This window comes from Carnobacterium sp. 17-4 (genome assembly GCF_000195575.1).
Taxonomy (GTDB): domain Bacteria; phylum Bacillota; class Bacilli; order Lactobacillales; family Carnobacteriaceae; genus Carnobacterium_B.
This window is the reverse complement of sequence record NC_015391.1, coordinates 612,501-630,416: the sequence shown is the minus strand read 5'-3', so window position 1 is coordinate 630,416 and position 17,916 is coordinate 612,501. Positions and strand designations below refer to the sequence as shown.

14 protein-coding genes, 2 rRNA genes and 1 other annotated feature (1 of these 17 cut by a window edge) are annotated in these 17,916 nt (G+C 36.5%); of the genes, 3 read left to right on the top strand and 13 right to left on the bottom strand.

The window, feature by feature from the left end; genetic code table 11:
- Positions 1–52: 52 nt before the first annotated feature.
- The 3 genes from trhA to CAR_RS03100 form a co-directional block, all read right to left on the bottom strand.
- Entirely contained in the window at positions 53–700 is a 648-nt protein-coding gene (trhA, locus tag CAR_RS03110) for a PAQR family membrane homeostasis protein TrhA (protein ID WP_013710253.1), read from the bottom strand.
- A 275-nt stretch (positions 701–975) separates the two neighbouring features.
- Positions 976–1,698: an alpha/beta fold hydrolase gene (locus CAR_RS03105; RefSeq protein WP_041556122.1), complete on the bottom strand. Its 723-nt coding sequence runs from the start codon at positions 1,696–1,698 to the stop codon at positions 976–978.
- Positions 1,699–1,847: 149 nt separating this feature from the next.
- Positions 1,848–2,114, bottom strand: a complete 267-nt coding sequence (locus CAR_RS03100) for a hypothetical protein (RefSeq protein ID WP_041556121.1) — start codon at positions 2,112–2,114, stop codon at positions 1,848–1,850.
- 308 nt (positions 2,115–2,422) lie between these two features.
- Here CAR_RS03100 and CAR_RS03095 point away from each other — a divergent pair, with 308 nt between their 5' ends.
- A complete protein-coding gene (locus CAR_RS03095; protein ID WP_013710251.1) occupies positions 2,423–3,331 on the top strand; it encodes a helix-turn-helix domain-containing protein in 909 nt (302 codons plus the stop codon).
- A 61-nt stretch (positions 3,332–3,392) separates the two neighbouring features.
- Here the strand turns inward: CAR_RS03095 and trxA are convergent, their stop codons facing one another.
- The 4 genes from trxA to CAR_RS03075 all read right to left on the bottom strand — a co-directional run bounded on the left by trxA (position 3,393) and on the right by CAR_RS03075 (position 7,173).
- Positions 3,393–3,704: a thioredoxin gene (gene trxA / locus CAR_RS03090; RefSeq protein WP_041556120.1), complete on the bottom strand. Its 312-nt coding sequence runs from the start codon at positions 3,702–3,704 to the stop codon at positions 3,393–3,395.
- Positions 3,705–3,801: 97 nt separating this feature from the next.
- Positions 3,802–6,168 carry an endonuclease MutS2 gene (locus tag CAR_RS03085; RefSeq protein WP_041556119.1) on the bottom strand — a complete coding sequence of 789 codons (2,367 nt, stop codon included), beginning with the start codon at positions 6,166–6,168 and terminating at the stop codon, positions 3,802–3,804.
- 136 nt (positions 6,169–6,304) lie between these two features.
- Positions 6,305–6,847, bottom strand: a complete 543-nt coding sequence (locus CAR_RS03080; protein WP_238526705.1) for a CvpA family protein — start codon at positions 6,845–6,847, stop codon at positions 6,305–6,307.
- Positions 6,848–6,864: 17 nt separating this feature from the next.
- A complete protein-coding gene (locus CAR_RS03075) occupies positions 6,865–7,173 on the bottom strand; it encodes a cell division protein ZapA (protein ID WP_013710247.1) in 309 nt (102 codons plus the stop codon).
- Positions 7,174–7,331: 158 nt separating this feature from the next.
- On the opposite strand from CAR_RS03075, the gene rnhC reads away from it, so the two are divergent.
- Positions 7,332–8,270, top strand: a complete 939-nt coding sequence (gene rnhC, locus CAR_RS03070) for a ribonuclease HIII (RefSeq protein WP_041556118.1) — start codon at positions 7,332–7,334, stop codon at positions 8,268–8,270.
- A gap of 62 nt (positions 8,271–8,332) precedes the next feature.
- On the opposite strand, the gene CAR_RS03065 is transcribed toward rnhC, so the two are convergent.
- From CAR_RS03065 to CAR_RS03050, 4 genes are all read right to left on the bottom strand, one after another.
- A complete protein-coding gene (locus CAR_RS03065) occupies positions 8,333–9,664 on the bottom strand; it encodes an APC family permease (protein ID WP_013710245.1) in 1,332 nt (443 codons plus the stop codon).
- A 186-nt stretch (positions 9,665–9,850) separates the two neighbouring features.
- On the bottom strand, positions 9,851–12,268 hold the full coding sequence (gene pheT, locus CAR_RS03060; protein ID WP_013710244.1) for a phenylalanine--tRNA ligase subunit beta: 2,418 nt from the start codon (positions 12,266–12,268) through the stop codon (positions 9,851–9,853).
- A gap of 4 nt (positions 12,269–12,272) precedes the next feature.
- Complete coding sequence (gene pheS, locus CAR_RS03055) at positions 12,273–13,319, bottom strand: phenylalanine--tRNA ligase subunit alpha (RefSeq protein WP_013710243.1); 1,047 nt, start codon at positions 13,317–13,319, stop codon at positions 12,273–12,275.
- 80 nt (positions 13,320–13,399) lie between these two features.
- Positions 13,400–13,647: a binding site (T-box leader), on the bottom strand.
- A gap of 76 nt (positions 13,648–13,723) precedes the next feature.
- Complete coding sequence (locus CAR_RS03050; RefSeq protein ID WP_013710242.1) at positions 13,724–14,083, bottom strand: winged helix-turn-helix transcriptional regulator; 360 nt, start codon at positions 14,081–14,083, stop codon at positions 13,724–13,726.
- A gap of 322 nt (positions 14,084–14,405) precedes the next feature.
- On the opposite strand from CAR_RS03050, the gene CAR_RS03045 reads away from it, so the two are divergent.
- Positions 14,406–15,578, top strand: coding sequence for an alpha-hydroxy-acid oxidizing protein (locus CAR_RS03045; RefSeq protein ID WP_013710241.1), 1,173 nt, complete (start codon positions 14,406–14,408; stop codon positions 15,576–15,578).
- 463 nt (positions 15,579–16,041) lie between these two features.
- Here the strand turns inward: CAR_RS03045 and rrf are convergent.
- Together rrf and CAR_RS03035 are read right to left on the bottom strand one after the other, a co-directional pair.
- Positions 16,042–16,157, bottom strand: a 5S ribosomal RNA gene (gene rrf, locus CAR_RS03040).
- Positions 16,158–16,247: 90 nt separating this feature from the next.
- Positions 16,248–17,916 (bottom strand): 23S ribosomal RNA (locus tag CAR_RS03035); it runs 1,252 nt beyond the window's last position.

Here is a 17,916-nt window from a genome sequence, read left to right as displayed (position 1 = left end):
AAAGTAAAAAAGAAGCTTAAAGAAAGTAACGTACTTTCTTTAAGCTTCTTTTTTATGCATAGAGTAAGATGGAAAAGTAGATGAACGCAGTACCTGCCAATACGAACAAGTGCCACAAGACATGCATGTACTTAACATTTCTCATACTGTAAAAAATAGTTCCTATGGTAAATGAAAGTCCACCAGCTAATAGTAAAGCGAAACCATCAAAGCCTAGTCCAATATACATAGGTTTGATTGCAAACATGCTCAGCCATCCCATGCCAATATATAGCAGTGTAGACATTTTCTTGAATTTCTCAATCCAAAGACATTTGTAAATAATTCCAAATATAGCAATTGCCCATACGACTCCAAACAATGCCCATCCCGTTTTCCCACCAATTGTGATAAGTGAAATAGGAGTATAAGAACCAGCAATTAGTAAGAAAATACTACAATGATCAAAGATCTTAAACAGTTTTCTTGCTCGAGTAAAAATCAAACTATGATAAAGTGTTGAACATAAGTAAAGGAGAAATTGTGAAATTCCGTAAATACAATAAGAAACTAATTCTAAAGTAGTGCCTGTGTTTACTGCCTTCATAATCAATAAAACCATTCCAGCAATACTCAAGAGAGCCCCAACGCCATGAGTTACAGCATTAAGCACTTCATTGGTAACTAAATATTTTTTTGTATACGTTACTTCTTCGTTCATTTTATTTCCTCCTTGAAAAAAAATGGCAATTAGTAGGGTCTCAAAAGAAGTTTGTCATTTATTTTTTCTCTTTGATAGTAAGTTAATCTATATTTAATAACAGGATAACACAGTTTCGATTACTATTCAACCTAGTTACTTAAACTAGATGAAATAATAAAAATAAATCACTTTCACTTTTCAATCTAACTTTTCTCCAATAGTATAATTTAAAAAGTTGAAATTTTCCAAGAAATCAGCTCGGAAATAGATTACCTATTTTTCTATCTTTAATTCTATTGGGAAAGGCTGTCCTTCAGCAAAAATGCCGTTGCAAATTGATTAAACTCTTCATACTTTTCAACCATTAGAAAATGACTTGCTTTTGGCACAATCACTAATTCACTATTGGTGATCAATTCATGGATTCTCCCAGTATGACTTTCTTCAATAACATCATCCTCACCTGCTACTATTAATGTAGGAGCTTCTATAGCCGTTAAATCAGCAGAACTTAAATCTAATTGATGCCACATGAGATCAATGATTTGTCTCTTTCTTGCAGCTTTTAAATGAAAGCTGCCTAAAATTGTCAACAACACATAATCTTTTTTTACTTCAGCTAAAGAGTCTTTTTTCAACCCATTTACTTTATAGTTAGCACCGACCACAATAAGTTTAGCTACTTTTTCTGGATAGTGGCTACCAAAATACAATGCTAAATTTCCACCATCACTAAAACCCATGATATTTACTGTCGATAGATTAAAGTATTGCAATACAGCTAAAATATCTTGAGCAATCTTTTGAAACGTCAATACACCTTTTCCATGATCTGAACGTCCATGACCTCTTGTATCTAGTGCAATAACTTGAAAATCTTTACTGAAATGAGACAATTGGTGTTTAAATATTTGATGATCCTCTCCATTGCCGTGCAATAGAAGTAAAGGGTCACCCACCCCAGTTACCCTACAATAAAGATTACCATCTTCTGTTTTAATAGATAGGCCTTTCATTTGATCATCATCCTTACTACTCTTTTTCTTATTAAACTCAATAATTAACTAGTTTACATCAGTTTACCAAAAATAGTTTTTTTAAACAGCAAAAAAAGCGTTAATTTCTTAACAACGCTTTAAAATCCAACTATTCAATTTTACTTCTTTTAAATATTTATATTAAGGCTGATAGTATTTAATATTATCGTTTTGTTATTGTCTAATTTTACAAATAATAACTTTGTAGTTTTCATGTCATTTAGATAACTTAAAGATAGTTTATTCTTTCTCAGCACACTATCAAGAGGACAATCAAGAATCCCATCAGCATTTTCAATCAAGTCTTCTTCATCTACCGGTAAAGTATCGCAACTATTCTTTCCTTCAAGAATATAAGCATAGCTATTTCTTACTTTTACAATATTAGTTTCCATATCGTCCCTCCTATACTTAATACTGAAAAACCAATTATTACCCAATAAATTAGTAAGAGGAAGTTAAAACTAACTCTTACTAATCAGACAAACTAATTAAGAATTAAGGAAATGCCAAAGTTACTAGGCTACAATTGTACTAGCCCCCACCGCCCATGAACCAGATTACCGGCAAAAGTGCTAGCAATTTTTTAAACATCTTTTTCATGCAATCCCTCCTATCTTTGACTTAATTATAGCAAATGATTTATACTATCTTATATAATGTTCATATAATCACATTTTTTTATTAGGAGATGATTTAACTTATGACACATATCCGTCAAACTTTTGGCAAAGACTTTAAAAAAATAAGAGAAAATAAAGGTTACACTCAACAATATGTGGCAAAAGAAGCTATGGCACGTTCAACTTATACAAAATTTGAATTGGATAGCATTGTTCCAACCATTACTAAATATTTTCAAATTTTAAACAATTTAGATATGACTCATAAAGAATTCAATTACATCCATAATCACTATCAATTAAAAGGAAAAGATGCTATTTTATATCAATTTAAAAAGATGGCTGTAAATAGCGATTTAAATACCTTGATGAATGTTAGAGAAACGACGAAAAGCTATCTAATTGAGCATGAAGATAACGTTGTACAAGATATTTTTCATATCTGTAATGCACTTATCACCCTCTCAAAAACTAATGATTTAACACAAGCAGCAACCTATGCTGAAAAAGTCTGGCATCGTATTGCTCAGCTTGATAAATGGTATTTAATTGAACTGCGTTTATTGAACAATATTCTTTTTTTCTTTGATTTTGATACTTCTCATTTTATTTCAAAACGCGCTTTAATCGAATTAGAGCATTACAAACACTTTCATGAGGCTATAGAATTAAAACTAGCTTATTCTATGAATCTAATTTACTTACTAATGGAAAATCATAATTACCAACAGGCTCTTGAAAAAGCAGACTCTTTGATCACATTAAGCAAGGAAAAAGGAAGGTACCGGATACTTGGTGTTTTATATGTACGAAAAGGTATTATTTTGACTAAATTAAAAAAGCCCTCTTCTGAAACTAAAATATGGATTCAAAAAGGTTTTACCTTATTAGAAGCTATTGAAGATTTTTCGTTAATTGAAGAGCTAAAGAAGGAAGTTCTTTATTATAGGAATGCTCATTCAAAAAAATTAGTCATTAAAAGTACCTAACTTTTAGCATAAAACAAAAAAGGATTGAGACATTTTTGTCTCAATCCTTTTTTCATGTTGCTTATTTGTATTTAGCGATAACATCTTCGATTTGTTCTTTATTGTGGTAACCAATTAATTTTTCAACAACTTCTCCATCTTTTTTTACTAATAGAGTAGGAATGCTCATAATTCCAAATGAACTTGGAACTTCTGGATTAGCATCAACATCCATTTTGACGATTTTTACTTGATCCCCAATTTCTTCATCAAGTTCTTCTAATACTGGCGACTGCATGCGACAAGGACCGCACCATGTTGCCCAAAAATCTGTAATCGTTAAACCATCTTTAGTTTCTGTTTCAAAATTTGCGTCAGTTACTGCTTGTACCATTGCTATTCCTCCCAAATACATTTTTATAACTTATTAATAGTAAGTTATATTATTTGTTCATTATATCAAAAATTACTTTTAATATCTACCCAAAAGCTTAAGATTTGAATTCTACGATTGTAGCACCATTTCCTCCTTGATTAGGTGGAGCATAATGGAATTCTTTTATCGAAGGATGTCTTTTCAACGCCTCAGTTACACCTTGTCGGATAGCTCCAGTTCCCTTTCCATGTACAATAGTAACTTGAGGGTAGTTGGCTAAAAGAGCGGCGTCAAGGTAACGATCCAATTCAGCTAAAGCATTTTCATACCTCTCACCTCTTAAATCTAGTTGAGGCGAAACATGACTGTTTGATTCTGAACGTACCGATGCAATCATTTTACGATTCGGTTCTTTTTCTGGTTCAGTTAATGTTAAATCACTTTCTTTGAGTTTCATTTTCAACATTCCCATTTGAACGACCCAGTGGTTTTTATCTGCTCGTTCCATTAATACACCTTTTTGGCCAAATGATTGAACCATCACATCATCACCAGGTTTCATTACTTGTTTCGCTTTGGCTTTTTTCAACACCTTATTTTTTGCTAAAGCTTCTTCTTGCCTTAATCCAGATAGCTGTGTTTTTGCATCAATCAGTTCATGCTCTTTCACATTTTCATAATGCCCTTGAATTTGTTTTTTACGTAAATCTTTAATGATCTGATCAGCAGTCTCTTCTGTTTCTTCAACAAGACTATTGGCTTTTTCGCGTGCTTTTTTCATCAATTCTTCACGTTCAGCATAAAATTGCTGTACAGCTGTTTGCAGATCCGTGTGCAATTGCTCTGCTTCATCAACATAATGACGCACTTCAAGGTACTCTGTTTCTGCCATTTTGCGTCTATTTTCTAAATCAGAAATCATTTCATTTAAGTTTTGACTTTCTCCATCAATCAGTTGACGAGCAGAATCAATAACCTCTTCACTCAAACCTAATCGCTTAGAGATCTCAAAAGCATTACTTCGACCTGGAACACCTATCAATAATCGATAAGTTGGGCTTAATGTGTCAACATCAAATTCCATACTCGCATTAATTGTTTGTGGACGGTTATAGCCATATGCTTTTAATTCAGGATAATGTGACGTCACCATAACATAACTGCCTACAGCACCTACTTTATCCAGAATAGCTATAGCAAGTGCAGCACCTTCTTGAGGGTCTGTTCCTGCTCCCAATTCATCAAAGATAATCAAACTTTTGTTATCCATACGGTCTAGTATAGAAACAATATTTGTCATGTGAGAAGAAAAGGTACTTAAACTCTGTTCAATGGATTGTTCATCTCCAATATCAGCAAATATTTCAGTAAACAATCCAATTTGGCTCTCTGGAGCAACGGGTATTTGTAATCCAGCTTGTCCCATTAATTGAAGTAACCCTAATGTTTTTAGGATAATTGTTTTACCACCAGTATTTGGTCCTGTAATAATAACTGCTTGATTTTCTCCGCCAATTAAAATATCGTTTGCGACTACAGTCTCTGGATCCAATAAAGGGTGTCGTGCACTTAATAGCTTCACTTCATTTTCCTCATGGATTAGAGGTCTATTCGCAGCCACATTTTTTGCATAACTTGCTTTTGCACCAATAAAATCAAGCTTACCTAATAAAAACATGTTATTTAAAATGTCTTTGCTATACGGAGCGATTTCATTCGAAATTTCAGCTAAGATACGATCCACTTCACGTCGTTCCTCAATTTGAAGTTGGCGCAGGCGATTATTCAATTCAACTACGCTTTGCGGTTCAACAAATAATGTTTGGCCTGTTGAACTTTGATCATGGACTACACCACCAAAATGACTACGGTATTCTTGTTTAACTGGAATAACATAACGATCATTACGAATAGTAATAATTGCATCGCTCAAATATTGTGCACTTTTTCCGCGAACAATACCATCTAACTTTTCACGAACATTATTTTCTCCTCGTTTGATGCCAGTACGAACCCCTTTTAAAGCAGGACTTGCATCATCTAAAATATGGCCATCTTCATCTACCGTTTCACGAATCAACTGATTCAAAGTCGGCGTTGTAACAAAGTTATCAGCCAAATCATATAAGCGATTCATTTCAATACCCGATTCTTTTAAATTCTCAAAGAACCGGTTTAATTCAGTAGTCGTACGCAAAATTTTTCCGATTTGAGCAATTTCTAATCCATTTAAACTAGCACCGATATCCAACCGTTTTAAATGTGGACGAACATTTTGTAACTTTGGAATAGGCATACGGCCTCTTAATTTTATAATTTTTGTACCATCTTCGGTTTCATCTTGCCATAATTCAACTTCTTCTTTATCAATTGAGGGAGCTAATGTTAAAGCTTGTTCTTTCCCTAGATCGGAAGCAGCAAGATTGGCAACCGCTTGAATAATTTTACTAAATTCTAATGTTTGAAGAATTTTTTTATTCATCCATTTCACCTCTCACTTCATTATATTCAATAGTTTTCTTTAGTTGCAAAATAAGCACTTACATCGTTCACATTAAGAAATCGTCCCCCTAGTTTAAGAGAAACGATTCTTTTTTACTATTTAACTATATTTATTACTACAATGATGATTCTATCCACCAATTATACAGTTGTGCTGAGATGACCGGTGTATCTTCTACTATTGTACGTGCTAACCAACTGCTGCTAAATGCTTCTTGAATAGCATCTACCGGAACCATTGTTAATAAAAACAAAACGATAAAGATAGCGATGTAAGAAACAATAACATTTAATAGTGCTCCACCTAAAGTATTTAGTTGCTTGATAACAGGAATAAGAGTTACAGCATTCAATAGGCCACCTACAAATCGAGTGATCAACCAACCTACAAATAAGATGATTATAAATGCGACACCGTTATAAAAAGCACCGTCTAGGTTGAATCCTAGGGCTTGGTCATAAAAAACAAATTGACTACTTTCGGTAGCTGATGGATAAGGAACGATTAATTCTAAATGCGATCCTAACATTTGATAATAATTTCTTGCCAATAAGTATGAAACAAAGTAACCTATTGTAAAAACGAATTGAAGGACTAACCCTCTTCTAGCACCACTATAAGCTCCCATGGCCAAAATTAAAACTATAATGACTGTCATTAACATGCTTATCACCTTTATTCAGGAATTTGCTCTTCGTTTATTTTAGATTCCTGATCTTTCTGTAATTTCTTTTCTAATTCTGCTACTTTTTTTTGCATAGCATCTAGTTGTATTTGCATTTCAATTTGATCCGATACAGCATTAACCGCTACTAAAACTGCTCTACGTTCGGGGTCTAAACCTTTTGATAATGATTCAATTTGTTGCATTTGCTCATTTACCATTTTAGACACTGACCGCATGTGTTCTTCGGGTCTAGCTCCGATAATCGTATAGGGTCTTCCTGCTATTGTAGTTTTATATCGAATTTTCCCTTTTGACATGGCAGTCCCTCCTAAAAATTACATTTCCCTTATTTTACCATGAATCATCTAATAGTTGCACATTTTTTCATTTCATTTTAATATCTTGCCCATATCAAATGAAATTATATGGTAAACTACAAGTTAGATTATTAATTAATGAAGAAATGAGTGACAGAATGTCTAATGAAGTACTCTTGGTTTCCAAAGAAACCTTAACAGATATGAAACAATATTACACTACTTGCTTGAAATCCTCTACTCCTCCTGGTGCTTTTTTTGCTGCTAAAAAAGGTGCTGTAAACATAACGGGATACAACTCTGGTAAAGTATTGTTTCAAGGTGCAGATTCTGAAAAAGAAGCTGCTATTTGGAAATCCAAAGCATCAATTGTCCCACCAAAAAAAAAAGAATCGTCCGCTTCATCTTTGAATACACCTTTACCAAAAGATTTTAGTAGTTGGTCAGTTATTGGTAGTGATGAAGTCGGAACCGGAAGTTATTTCGGACCATTAACGGTTGTTGCAGCTTATGCCGACCATTCTCAACTTGCTTTGTTAAAGGAATTGGGTGTACGCGATTCGAAGGATATGAAAGATCCTGAAATTATTCGTGTAGCAAAAGACTTGATTACTTTCTTACCACACAGCTTATTAAATGTTATGCCTGAAAAATACAATACAATTCAACCAACGATGACACAAGGTAAAATGAAAGCTATTTTACATAATCAAGCTTTAGGTCATGTGCTTGAAAAAATCAGCCCTCAAAAACCAGATGGTATTTTAATCGATCAATTTGAACTTCCTGCAACTTATTTTAAGCACATCAATGATCAACCAAAACAAATAAAAGAGTCTGTTTACTTTCAGACTAAAGGTGAAGGCCACCACTTATCTGTAGCGGCGGCTTCTATTATTGCTCGTTATGCATTTTTAAAAGGTCTTGATGAATTGAGCGCAAAAGCAGGTTTCAAAATTCCATCTGGTGCTGGTAGTAATATTGATTTGGTTGCTGCAAAACTTTTAAAACAAGGTGGAATTCCGTTGCTTAGAAACTATGCTAAGTTACATTTTGCTAATACAGAAAAAGCAAAAAAAATCAGTGGTTTGCGCTGATTACACATCAAAAAAAACCTCCACTCGCTGGTCTTCAGCTAGTGGAGGTTTTTTTAGAACCATTATTCTTTTTCAGGTATTCCGTATTTCTTTTTGCAATAAAGATAAACAGGTATCCCAATAAGTGTTAGAAAAATCCCAATAAAGGCATTTCCTGGCTGAACGATTAAAGTATTAATGATGATGTATAATCCTCCAATTATAGCAATCAATGGAATAATCGGATATAAAGGAACCTTGTATGGTCGTTCAATGTCTGGCTGAGTTTTTCTTAAAATGATAACCGCAATAAACGTTAAAGTTATAAAAAACCAAATGACAAAAATAATTAAATCTGTTAGTTGATTGAACTGCCCTGTCAAAATCATTAAGATGGCAATTCCTAAGATAACTATACCTCCATTAATTGGTAAATTGGTTTTTGGATTGATTTTGGCAAACCAGTTACTAAATGGCAACATTTTTTGAGTTGCTAAAGCATAAGGAACTCGTAGTCCAGAAATGATATACCCATTTATTCCTCCGAATACAGAGATCAATATTCCTATCGTCACTAATTTGCTACCAATTCCATCAAAAAGATGCGAAGCAACTAAAGCTGCAGGTGTATCCGTTCCGGCTAGCTGAGTACTGTCTAAGACAAACAAATAGGCGATATTTGTTAATAAATATACAGCCATAACAATTGATAATCCACCAATAATCACTTTTGGTAACATTTTACCAGGACTCTTCATTTCTCCAGCAAGGGTCCCTACATTGATCCACCCATCATAGGCGAATAAAGTTGCGATGAGAGCAGAACCAAAACTAGTCAAAACTGGATGACTTTCTACTGAAAGTGGTATCAGTCTTACTACACCTCCACCAGGATAAAGCAATCCTGCTACGATAATAACTAAAAGAGGAATCAACTTCAAAATAGTGGCAGCTGTTTGAATCCGCCCACTATATTTTGTTCCTAAAAAATTTACGCCCATTAAAAAAATAGCTGTTATAATAGCTGTCGGTACAATCACATTATCAGATAATGTAAATAAATTAACAAATTGAGTAGCAAAAATAATAGCTAATGCGGCTATGTTTGCTGGGTAATAGATGATCATCTGAGCCCATCCGACTAAAAAACCTAACCATCTTCCATATACTTTTTCTAAATAAATCATCATTCCGCCTGTTTGAGGATAAATTGTTCCAATTTCAGCAACCGTCAGTCCACCAGCCATTGTGATGATTCCAGCTACAAACCATGCCAATAATCCTAATCCTGGAGCACCAGCTGCGCCATAAACAGCTGTTGGTTTAAAAAATATACCTGCCCCTATGACTGTTCCTACTAAAACGGTCAACGCTGTAATTCCACTTACTTCTTTTTTCAACTCGTTCTTTCTCATACAGTTCCCCCTGAATTGCCTTTTTTCTAGATAACACAAAAGATAAAATAATCCTTTGTGTTTAGTGCTTGTTAGCATAACAAAAAAGCCTTGCTATTAGCAAGACTCTTTTTGTTATTTTTCCAAAAATTTGTTCAACACTGAGACACTCAGTTAATTGGCTTGATTTTATAAGTCTAATTAGATTTAGCGTACAACGACTTGATATTCTTCTATTAACGCACTTGTTACTTTATCATAAGCTTTTGACACTTCTTCTTCCACCATTGTTGCAGTAGGATTTAAGTAGGACAGTGTATAAGCCATTGATTTCTTGCCGTCTTCAATATTCTCGCCTTGATAAATATCAAACAACCGTACGTTAACTAAATATTTGCCGCCTTTTTTGTAAATTAAATCTACTAATTGTTGATTTGTAATAGCTTCATCTACTAATAAAGCAATATCTCTAGTCATTCCTGGGAATTTCGGAATAGCTTCATAAACAGTTGATTCTTTTTCAGCTTCTACAATAGCCTGTAGATTCAATTCAAAACCGTACGTTTCATCTAATTCATACGCTTTTGCTGCCAAAGGATGAATTTGACCAGCAAATCCGATTTCCTTTTCTCCTAAGAAAACAGCTGCTGTCCGTCCTGGGTGCATTCCATCACGCTGTTTGTCTGCAACAAAAGTAATATCCTCAGTTAAGCCATATGAAGCTATTAACCCTTCTAATATACCTTTAAGAACAAAGAAATCAACTTTTTTAGGTTGACCTTTCCAATCTTTTTCTAGTAAAGATCCAGTCAACACACCTGCTAAATGTTCTTCTTCTATTGGCAATACTTGGCTTTCTTCTTTATAGAACACGCGGCCAATTTCATAAAGAGCAACGTTTTTATTTTTACGGGCTTTATTGTAGCTAACATCGTCTAATAAACCACTTAATAAATTCATTCGTAACGTACTGCGATCTTCACTCATAGGCATTTCTAATTGTGTTGCTTTACTCTCACGCATCATATATTGTGTTGCCTTTTCTGGAGTTGTTAACACGTAACTAATGGCTTGTGATAGTCCTGCTCCTTCTAAGAAACGGCGCGTATGACGTACAAGACGCTGTTTATTATCTAAAGCTGCAGGCTGAGCTGGGCTTATTGGTAAAGTCGAAGGTAAATTATCGTAACCAAAAATACGAGCTACTTCTTCCACTAAATCTGCTTCAATTTCAATATCCCAACGACGTGGTGGAATAGCTACTTCAAATAAACCCTCTTTTTCTAGAACGCTAAATCCTAAGCGATCAAAAATAGCTTTCACTTCTTCAATGGTAATAGAAGTTCCTAATGAACGGTTAATTCTATTTAATGTAATAGGAACAACTTTATCCTTAATTTCCAAAACAGATTGAGAAGCCGTTCCAGCTACTACTGTTCCACCAGCTAATTCAGCTATTAACGCTGCTGCATGATCACCAGCAGTTGTAATCGTAGAAAGATTAATACCTTTTTCAAAACGCGAACTTGATTCACTTCTTAAGTTGTATCTTTTAGCCGTTTTACGCACTGAAATTGGGTTAAAGACAGCTGCTTCAATAGCAACAGTTACCGTGGTATCTTCAATTTCTGAATCTAGTCCACCCATTGTTCCTGCCAACGCTACCGGGATAGAGCCATTTGTGATTACAATATCTTCAGAAGTTAATGAACGTTCTTCTCCATCTAGAGTTGTTAAAGCTTCTCCATCATTAGCCTGGCGAACGACGATTTCTTTTGATTGCAATTGATTGTAATCAAAAGCATGTAAAGGTTGTCCATATTCTAATAGAATATAATTTGTAATGTCTACTACATTATTTAATGGACGAATGCCTGCATTCATTAATTTAGTTTGCAGCCACATTGGACTTTCAGCAACTTTAACATCTTTGACGATACGAATATTATAGCTTGGCGCATCTTCGTTATTTTGTACAGCCACTTTAAGATAGTTTTCAACTGAATCTGATTCATCTTCTGTTAATTCAAAAGATGGAAATTTAGGTTTTTGATCGTAAATTGCTCCAACTTCATGAGCAACCCCACGCATGCTTAGTGCATCTGCACGGTTAGGTGTGATCGATAATTCTAAAATCGCATCATCCATTGCAAGATAAGGAAATACAGGTTCTCCTGCTACTGCATCTTCTGGCAAGATATAAATGCCATCTGCATATTTTTTAGGGATAACTTTTTCAGAGAAACCCAACTCAGCTAATGAGCAGACCATTCCATTTGATACTTGACCACGCATCTTACCTTTTTTGATTTTTGCATTTCCTGTAATCCGAGATCCAGGTAATGCTACAATAATTTTTTGACCAGCTGCAATATTAGGTGCGCCGCAAACGATTTGAGACAGTTCTTCTTCTCCAATATCTACTTGGCAAACGTGTAAGTGATCAGAATCTGGATGGTCCACTACTTTTACCGCATGACCAACAACAATTTTTTTCAATCCGGTTTCAGGTATGTTGACATCTTCAATTTCAATACCTGTACGAGACATTTTATCTGCTAGTTCTTCAGGTGTTACTTTTGATAAATCTAAATATTCTTTTAACCATTGATAAGATGCATTCATATTCTTACTCCTTTACCTTGAATTGATTTAAGAAACGAACATCATTTTGATAAAAATGACGAATATCATCAATTCCGTATTTTAACATTGCTACACGATCTGGACCTAATCCAAATGCATAACCACTATAAACTGTTGCATCAATTCCAGACATTTCAAGCACGTTTGGATGAACCATACCCGCACCTAAAATTTCGATCCAGCCAGTATGTTTACATACATTACAACCTTTTCCACTACATTTGAAACAACTAACATCCACTTCTACAGAAGGTTCAGTGAACGGGAAGTAGCTAGGACGTAACCGTATTTCACGCTCTGCACCAAAGAGTTTTTTAGCAAATACTTCTAATGTTCCTTTTAAATCTCCCATTGTAATATCTTTAGCAATCACTAAACCTTCCATTTGATGGAATTGATGAGAGTGAGTTGCATCATCGCTATCTCGGCGATAAACTTTCCCAGGACTGATCATTTTTAATGGACCTTTTGAAAAATCGTGTTTATCCATAGTACGAGCTTGAACAGGTGAAGTGTGCGTACGCAATAAAATCTCATTTGTAATATAAAACGTGTCTTGCATATCTCGGGCTGGATGATCTTTAGGCAAATTCATTCGTTCGAAGTTGTAACTATCTTCTTCGACTTCTGGTCCTTCTATAATTTGATAGCCCATTCCAATAAATAAGTCTTCGATCTCTTCCATTATTTGAGTCAATACATGTGATTGTCCTACAGCTACTGAGCTGCCAGGCAACGTTACGTCAATGGATTCACTTTCTAAATCACGGTTAATTTTTTCCATTTCTAATCGTGCTTTTTTTGTTTCTAGGTGTGAAGTAATTTCATTTCTCACTTCATTTACAAGTGCACCTAAGATAGGACGTTCTTCAGGAGAAACAGTCTTCATTCCTTTAGATATCTCAGTAATAGGGCCTTTTTTCCCTAAATAGGCTACACGTACTTGATCAAGTTCTTTTAAATCTGAAGCTGCTTCAATTTTTTCTACAGCTTCCTTACTTAACAATTGTAAATTGTCTTTTAAGTCCATTCTAATTCCCCTTTATATAAATTTATCGTCGCAACACTCACTAAAACCTATTTTAAAGCACACAAAAAGCCTCATCCCTAAAAAGGGACGAGGCTACATTCGCGGTACCACCCTTGTTTGAATTAAGCATACGCAAAATCCACACTTCATTTACATAACGGCGTATACCGGAACTTTATTCATTACTTTTAACTAGCTTAGTGTAATTCCCAAAGTCAACTCAGGAAGTGAACGTTCATTTGGTTTTCTAATTCAAGTGTTTTCAGCCAATGACACTTGCTCTCTGATTTAGACTATCCAAATTACTCTTTTCCATCACAGTTTTTAATTATTCTTTTTTACATACTTGTTTAGTTTAACGTAATCTTGACTTAAAGGTCAAGTACTTTCCAATAAGATTGTGTTTATTCCTCACAAATCCATTCATCAGCCCAGGTTTGAACGTCAGCCATCACTACTTTTAAAGCCTGACCTTTTTCAGTTAAGCTATACGCCACTCTCATCGTCGCATCTGGATCAACCGTACGAGCTACAAGACCTTCTTGTTCAAGTTCTTTTAGACGTTCAACCAACACACGATCGCTTACGTTTGGAATAGTAGCTGCTATATCTTTAAAGCGTTGAGGACCTTCTAATAACACTTCAATGATAAGTCCCATCCATTTTTTACCTAAAATGGCAAATGTATGTTCAAATTTAGGGCAAATCTTTTTTTGCCTAGATTCACAATAGACACTTTTTTCTTCATCTTTAATGGTTATCATATCTTCTTCACCTCTTTCATAACATTATAGCATTATTGGTTATAAATAGTAAGTAATCAATCACCATTTGTCAACCTTTTTTTTAATCAATCGTCATAATTAGACAAATCTTTGTCAAAATTAGATAATAATGCTTCTTCGAAAGCAATAGATCTTTTACAACACTTTTAATCATTTCAATTTTAGCTGTTGCAAAACAACATTTCAATACAATAAGCAAATTCTCATTAAATTAATCGCATTTTCTCTTAAAAATTGAATTTTTCTTCCAGAGTGGTAAACTTAATCCTATCATAAACTATAACTTTTTGGAGGGAATACCATGACAGAGATTGAAAAAGACGTACAAATAAATCATTCCTTAGATAATATAGAAGAAGAATCAGCATCCGCCAACAAAGTTCCTTATAAGGCGAGTGACGCGGAAAAACTATTAGATATCATAAATGTTTTTGATCTCGAGTTAGAAGCAGAAAAAGTCATTCCAAAAGGTGGTTATGGGTACATTTCCAGTGGTGCTGGAGACTTGTGGACAATTAAACAAAATATAGAATCTTTTAATCATAAACTAATTGTCCCTCGCGTATTAAAAAATATTGAACACCCTGATCAACGTACATCTGTTTTTGGGAGCGAATTAGCTACACCTATCATTATGGCTCCAGTCGCTGCTCATGGTCTTGCTAACGTAGCAGCTGAACCAGCTACTGCAAAAGCTGTGGCTGAATCTGGTTCTATCATGACTATCAGCTCATACGCCAATAAACCATTTAAAGAAATTTCAGAAGCTGGAGCTGGTGCTCCACAATGGTTCCAATTCTATATGAGTAAAGATGATGGCATTAACCGAGATATTTTGGATGAAGCCAAAGCCAATGGAGTAAAAGCTATTGTGTTAACAGCAGATGCAACCGTTGGAGGAAATCGTGAAGCTGACAAACGAAATGGTTTTGTATTTCCTTTAGGTATGCCAATCGTTCAAGCTTATCAATCAGGTGTTGGACAATCAATGGACTCCGTTTATGGTTCTTCTAAACAAGTACTTAGTCCTAAAGATGTCGAATTTATTGCATCGTACTCTGGTTTGCCTGTATTTGTTAAGGGCGTTCAATCAGCAGAAGATGCTTTAATCTCTCTTGCATCTGGTGCCGGTGGTATCTGGGTAACTAACCATGGCGGACGTCAATTAGATGGCGGTCCTGCTGCTTTTGATTCATTGCAAAATGTTGCTGAAGCTGTTGATAGAAAAGTTCCTGTTGTTTTTGATAGTGGAGTACGTAGAGGTCAGCATGTTTTTAAAGCTCTAGCTAGTGGTGCTGATTTAGTTGCAATTGGTCGTCCAGCTATTTATGGCTTAGCTTTAGGCGGTTCACAAGGTGTTAAATCTGTTTTTGATCATTTTAAACATGAACTTGAGATTGTTATGCAGCTTGCTGGGACCAAGACAGTTGAAGATATTAAGAATACTGTTTTGTTAGATAACCCTCACGCATAAAATTTAAACACAAACTTAAAAAGAACATCCTTGGATAAGAATACTTCATCATCCAAAGGTGTTCTTTTTGTTGAATAGAAATGTCTGTGTTTAAAATTTCAAGTTTCTGAAGGAAATGCTATTGATTGTAGCCATGTAAAACAGAGTCTATAATTTTTAGTGTTGATAGATGAATCAATCTATTCACCAACAATTTCTAGAGGAATAAGGTTGCTTGTAGCCTGAATAGGATTCAATGAGAATTAGAAACCGTTAGCACTTCAGCGATTACGGTTTCTTTGAATCTTGAAAGCCGGTAAGACTGCAGGCTTACCGCGGTCCCATGCTCCACAAGCAAACCCGTCATTCCAGAAGAAATTTCATTTTGAAGCATCCACACGACTTGTTAAACAACCATTTGTTAATCAAACTTAACAACAAATACAAAAAAAGACACCATCCGAGGATGATGTCTTTTTGATTTGCGTGGCAACGTCCTACTCTCACAAAGGGAAACCCTTCACTACCATCGGCGCTAAGAAGCTTAACTTCTGTGTTCGGCATGGGAACAGGTGTGACCTTCTTGCCATCATCACCACACAATTTCAATCGAAAGTCCGTTGGACTCTCAAAACTGGATAAAGTTTAAAGTGTATTTCGTTTGCTTACCTTCGTACACCGGGTATTGCTTTGGTTAAGTCCTCGACCGATTAGTATTGGTCCGCTCCGTATATCGCTATACTTCCACTTCCAACCTATCTACCTGATCATCTCTCAGGGGTCTTACTCACTTACGTGATGGGAAATCTCATCTTGAGGGGGGCTTCACGCTTAGATGCTTTCAGCGTTTATCCCGTCCACACATAGCTACCCAGCAATGCCCTTGGCAGAACAACTGGTACACCAGAGGTGTGTCCATCCCGGTCCTCTCGTACTAAGGACAGCTCCTCTCAAATTTCCTACGCCCGCGACGGATAGGGACCGAACTGTCTCACGACGTTCTGAACCCAGCTCGCGTACCGCTTTAATGGGCGAACAGCCCAACCCTTGGGACCGACTACAGCCCCAGGATGCGATGAGCCGACATCGAGGTGCCAAACCTCCCCGTCGATGTGGACTCTTGGGGGAGATAAGCCTGTTATCCCCAGGGTAGCTTTTATCCGTTGAGCGATGGCCCTTCCATGCGGAACCACCGGATCACTAAGCCCGACTTTCGTCCCTGCTCGACTTGTAGGTCTCGCAGTCAAGCTCCCTTATGCCTTTACACTCTGCGAATGATTTCCAACCATTCTGAGGGAACCTTTGGGCGCCTCCGTTACTCTTTAGGAGGCGACCGCCCCAGTCAAACTGCCCGTCAGACACTGTCTCCCAGCCCGATAAGGGCTGTGGGTTAGAGTGGTCATACAGCAAGGGTAGTATCCCACCAACGCCTCCACCAAGACTGGCGTCCTGGCTTCAATGGCTCCTACCTATCCTGTACAAGCTGTACAAACACTCAATATCAAACTGCAGTAAAGCTCCATGGGGTCTTTCCGTCCTGTCGCGGGTAACCTGCATCTTCACAGGTACTATAATTTCACCGAGTCTCTCGTTGAGACAGTGCCCAGATCGTTACGCCTTTCGTGCGGGTCGGAACTTACCCGACAAGGAATTTCGCTACCTTAGGACCGTTATAGTTACGGCCGCCGTTTACTGGGGCTTCAATTCTGAGCTTCGCCCGAGAGCTAACCCATCCTCTTAACCTTCCAGCACCGGGCAGGCGTCAGCCCCTATACGTCATCTTACGATTTTGCAGAGACCTGTGTTTTTGATAAACAGTCGCCTGGGCCTATTCACTGCGGCTGACCAATTGGTCAGCACCCCTTCTCCCGAAGTTACGGGGTCATTTTGCCGAGTTCCTTAACGAGAGTTCTCTCGCACACCTTAGGATTCTCTCCTCGACTACCTGTGTCGGTTTGCGGTACGGGCAGTTTGTTTCTAACTAGAAGCTTTTCTTGACAGTGTGACATCGGGAACTTCGGTACTTAATTTCCCTCCCCATCACAACTTGTTCTTAAAGAAGCAAGCATTTGACTCACTTCAAAACTTGTTGCTTGGACGCGCATATCCAACAGCGCGTATTCCTTAGCCTACTGTGTCCCTCCATTGTTCAAACAAAACAAACTGGTACAGGAATCTCAACCTGTTGTCCATCGTCTACGCCATTCGGCCTCGACTTAGGTCCCGACTAACCCTGGGAGGACGAGCCTTCCCCAGGAAACCTTAGTCATTCGGTGGACGGGATTCTCACCCGTCTTTCGCTACTCATACCGGCATTCTCACTTCTAAGCGCTCCACTAGTCCTCACGATCTAGCTTCA

Bases quoted from the DNA above. Each gene is read 5' to 3' on its own strand.
- CAR_RS03075 (WP_013710247.1), bottom strand. From the start codon at position 7,173: ATGTCAAAAGGGAAAATTCGATATAAAACTACAATAGCAGGAAGACCC.
- pheS (WP_013710243.1), bottom strand. From the start codon at position 13,319: ATGGACTTAAAAGACAATTTACAATTGTTAAGTAAGGAAGCTGTAGAA.
- CAR_RS03045 (WP_013710241.1), top strand. From the start codon at position 14,406: ATGACAGAGATTGAAAAAGACGTACAAATAAATCATTCCTTAGATAAT.
- CAR_RS03105 (WP_041556122.1), bottom strand. From the start codon at position 1,698: ATGAAAGGCCTATCTATTAAAACAGAAGATGGTAATCTTTATTGTAGG.
- trxA (WP_041556120.1), bottom strand. From the start codon at position 3,704: ATGGTACAAGCAGTAACTGACGCAAATTTTGAAACAGAAACTAAAGAT.
- CAR_RS03085 (WP_041556119.1), bottom strand. From the start codon at position 6,168: ATGAATAAAAAAATTCTTCAAACATTAGAATTTAGTAAAATTATTCAA.
- CAR_RS03095 (WP_013710251.1), top strand. From the start codon at position 2,423: ATGACACATATCCGTCAAACTTTTGGCAAAGACTTTAAAAAAATAAGA.
- CAR_RS03050 (WP_013710242.1), bottom strand. From the start codon at position 14,083: ATGATAACCATTAAAGATGAAGAAAAAAGTGTCTATTGTGAATCTAGG.
- pheT (WP_013710244.1), bottom strand. From the start codon at position 12,268: ATGAATGCATCTTATCAATGGTTAAAAGAATATTTAGATTTATCAAAA.
- CAR_RS03100 (WP_041556121.1), bottom strand. From the start codon at position 2,114: ATGGAAACTAATATTGTAAAAGTAAGAAATAGCTATGCTTATATTCTT.
- rnhC (WP_041556118.1), top strand. From the start codon at position 7,332: ATGTCTAATGAAGTACTCTTGGTTTCCAAAGAAACCTTAACAGATATG.
- trhA (WP_013710253.1), bottom strand. From the start codon at position 700: ATGAACGAAGAAGTAACGTATACAAAAAAATATTTAGTTACCAATGAA.
- CAR_RS03080 (WP_238526705.1), bottom strand. From the start codon at position 6,847: ATGACAGTCATTATAGTTTTAATTTTGGCCATGGGAGCTTATAGTGGT.
- CAR_RS03065 (WP_013710245.1), bottom strand. From the start codon at position 9,664: ATGAGAAAGAACGAGTTGAAAAAAGAAGTAAGTGGAATTACAGCGTTG.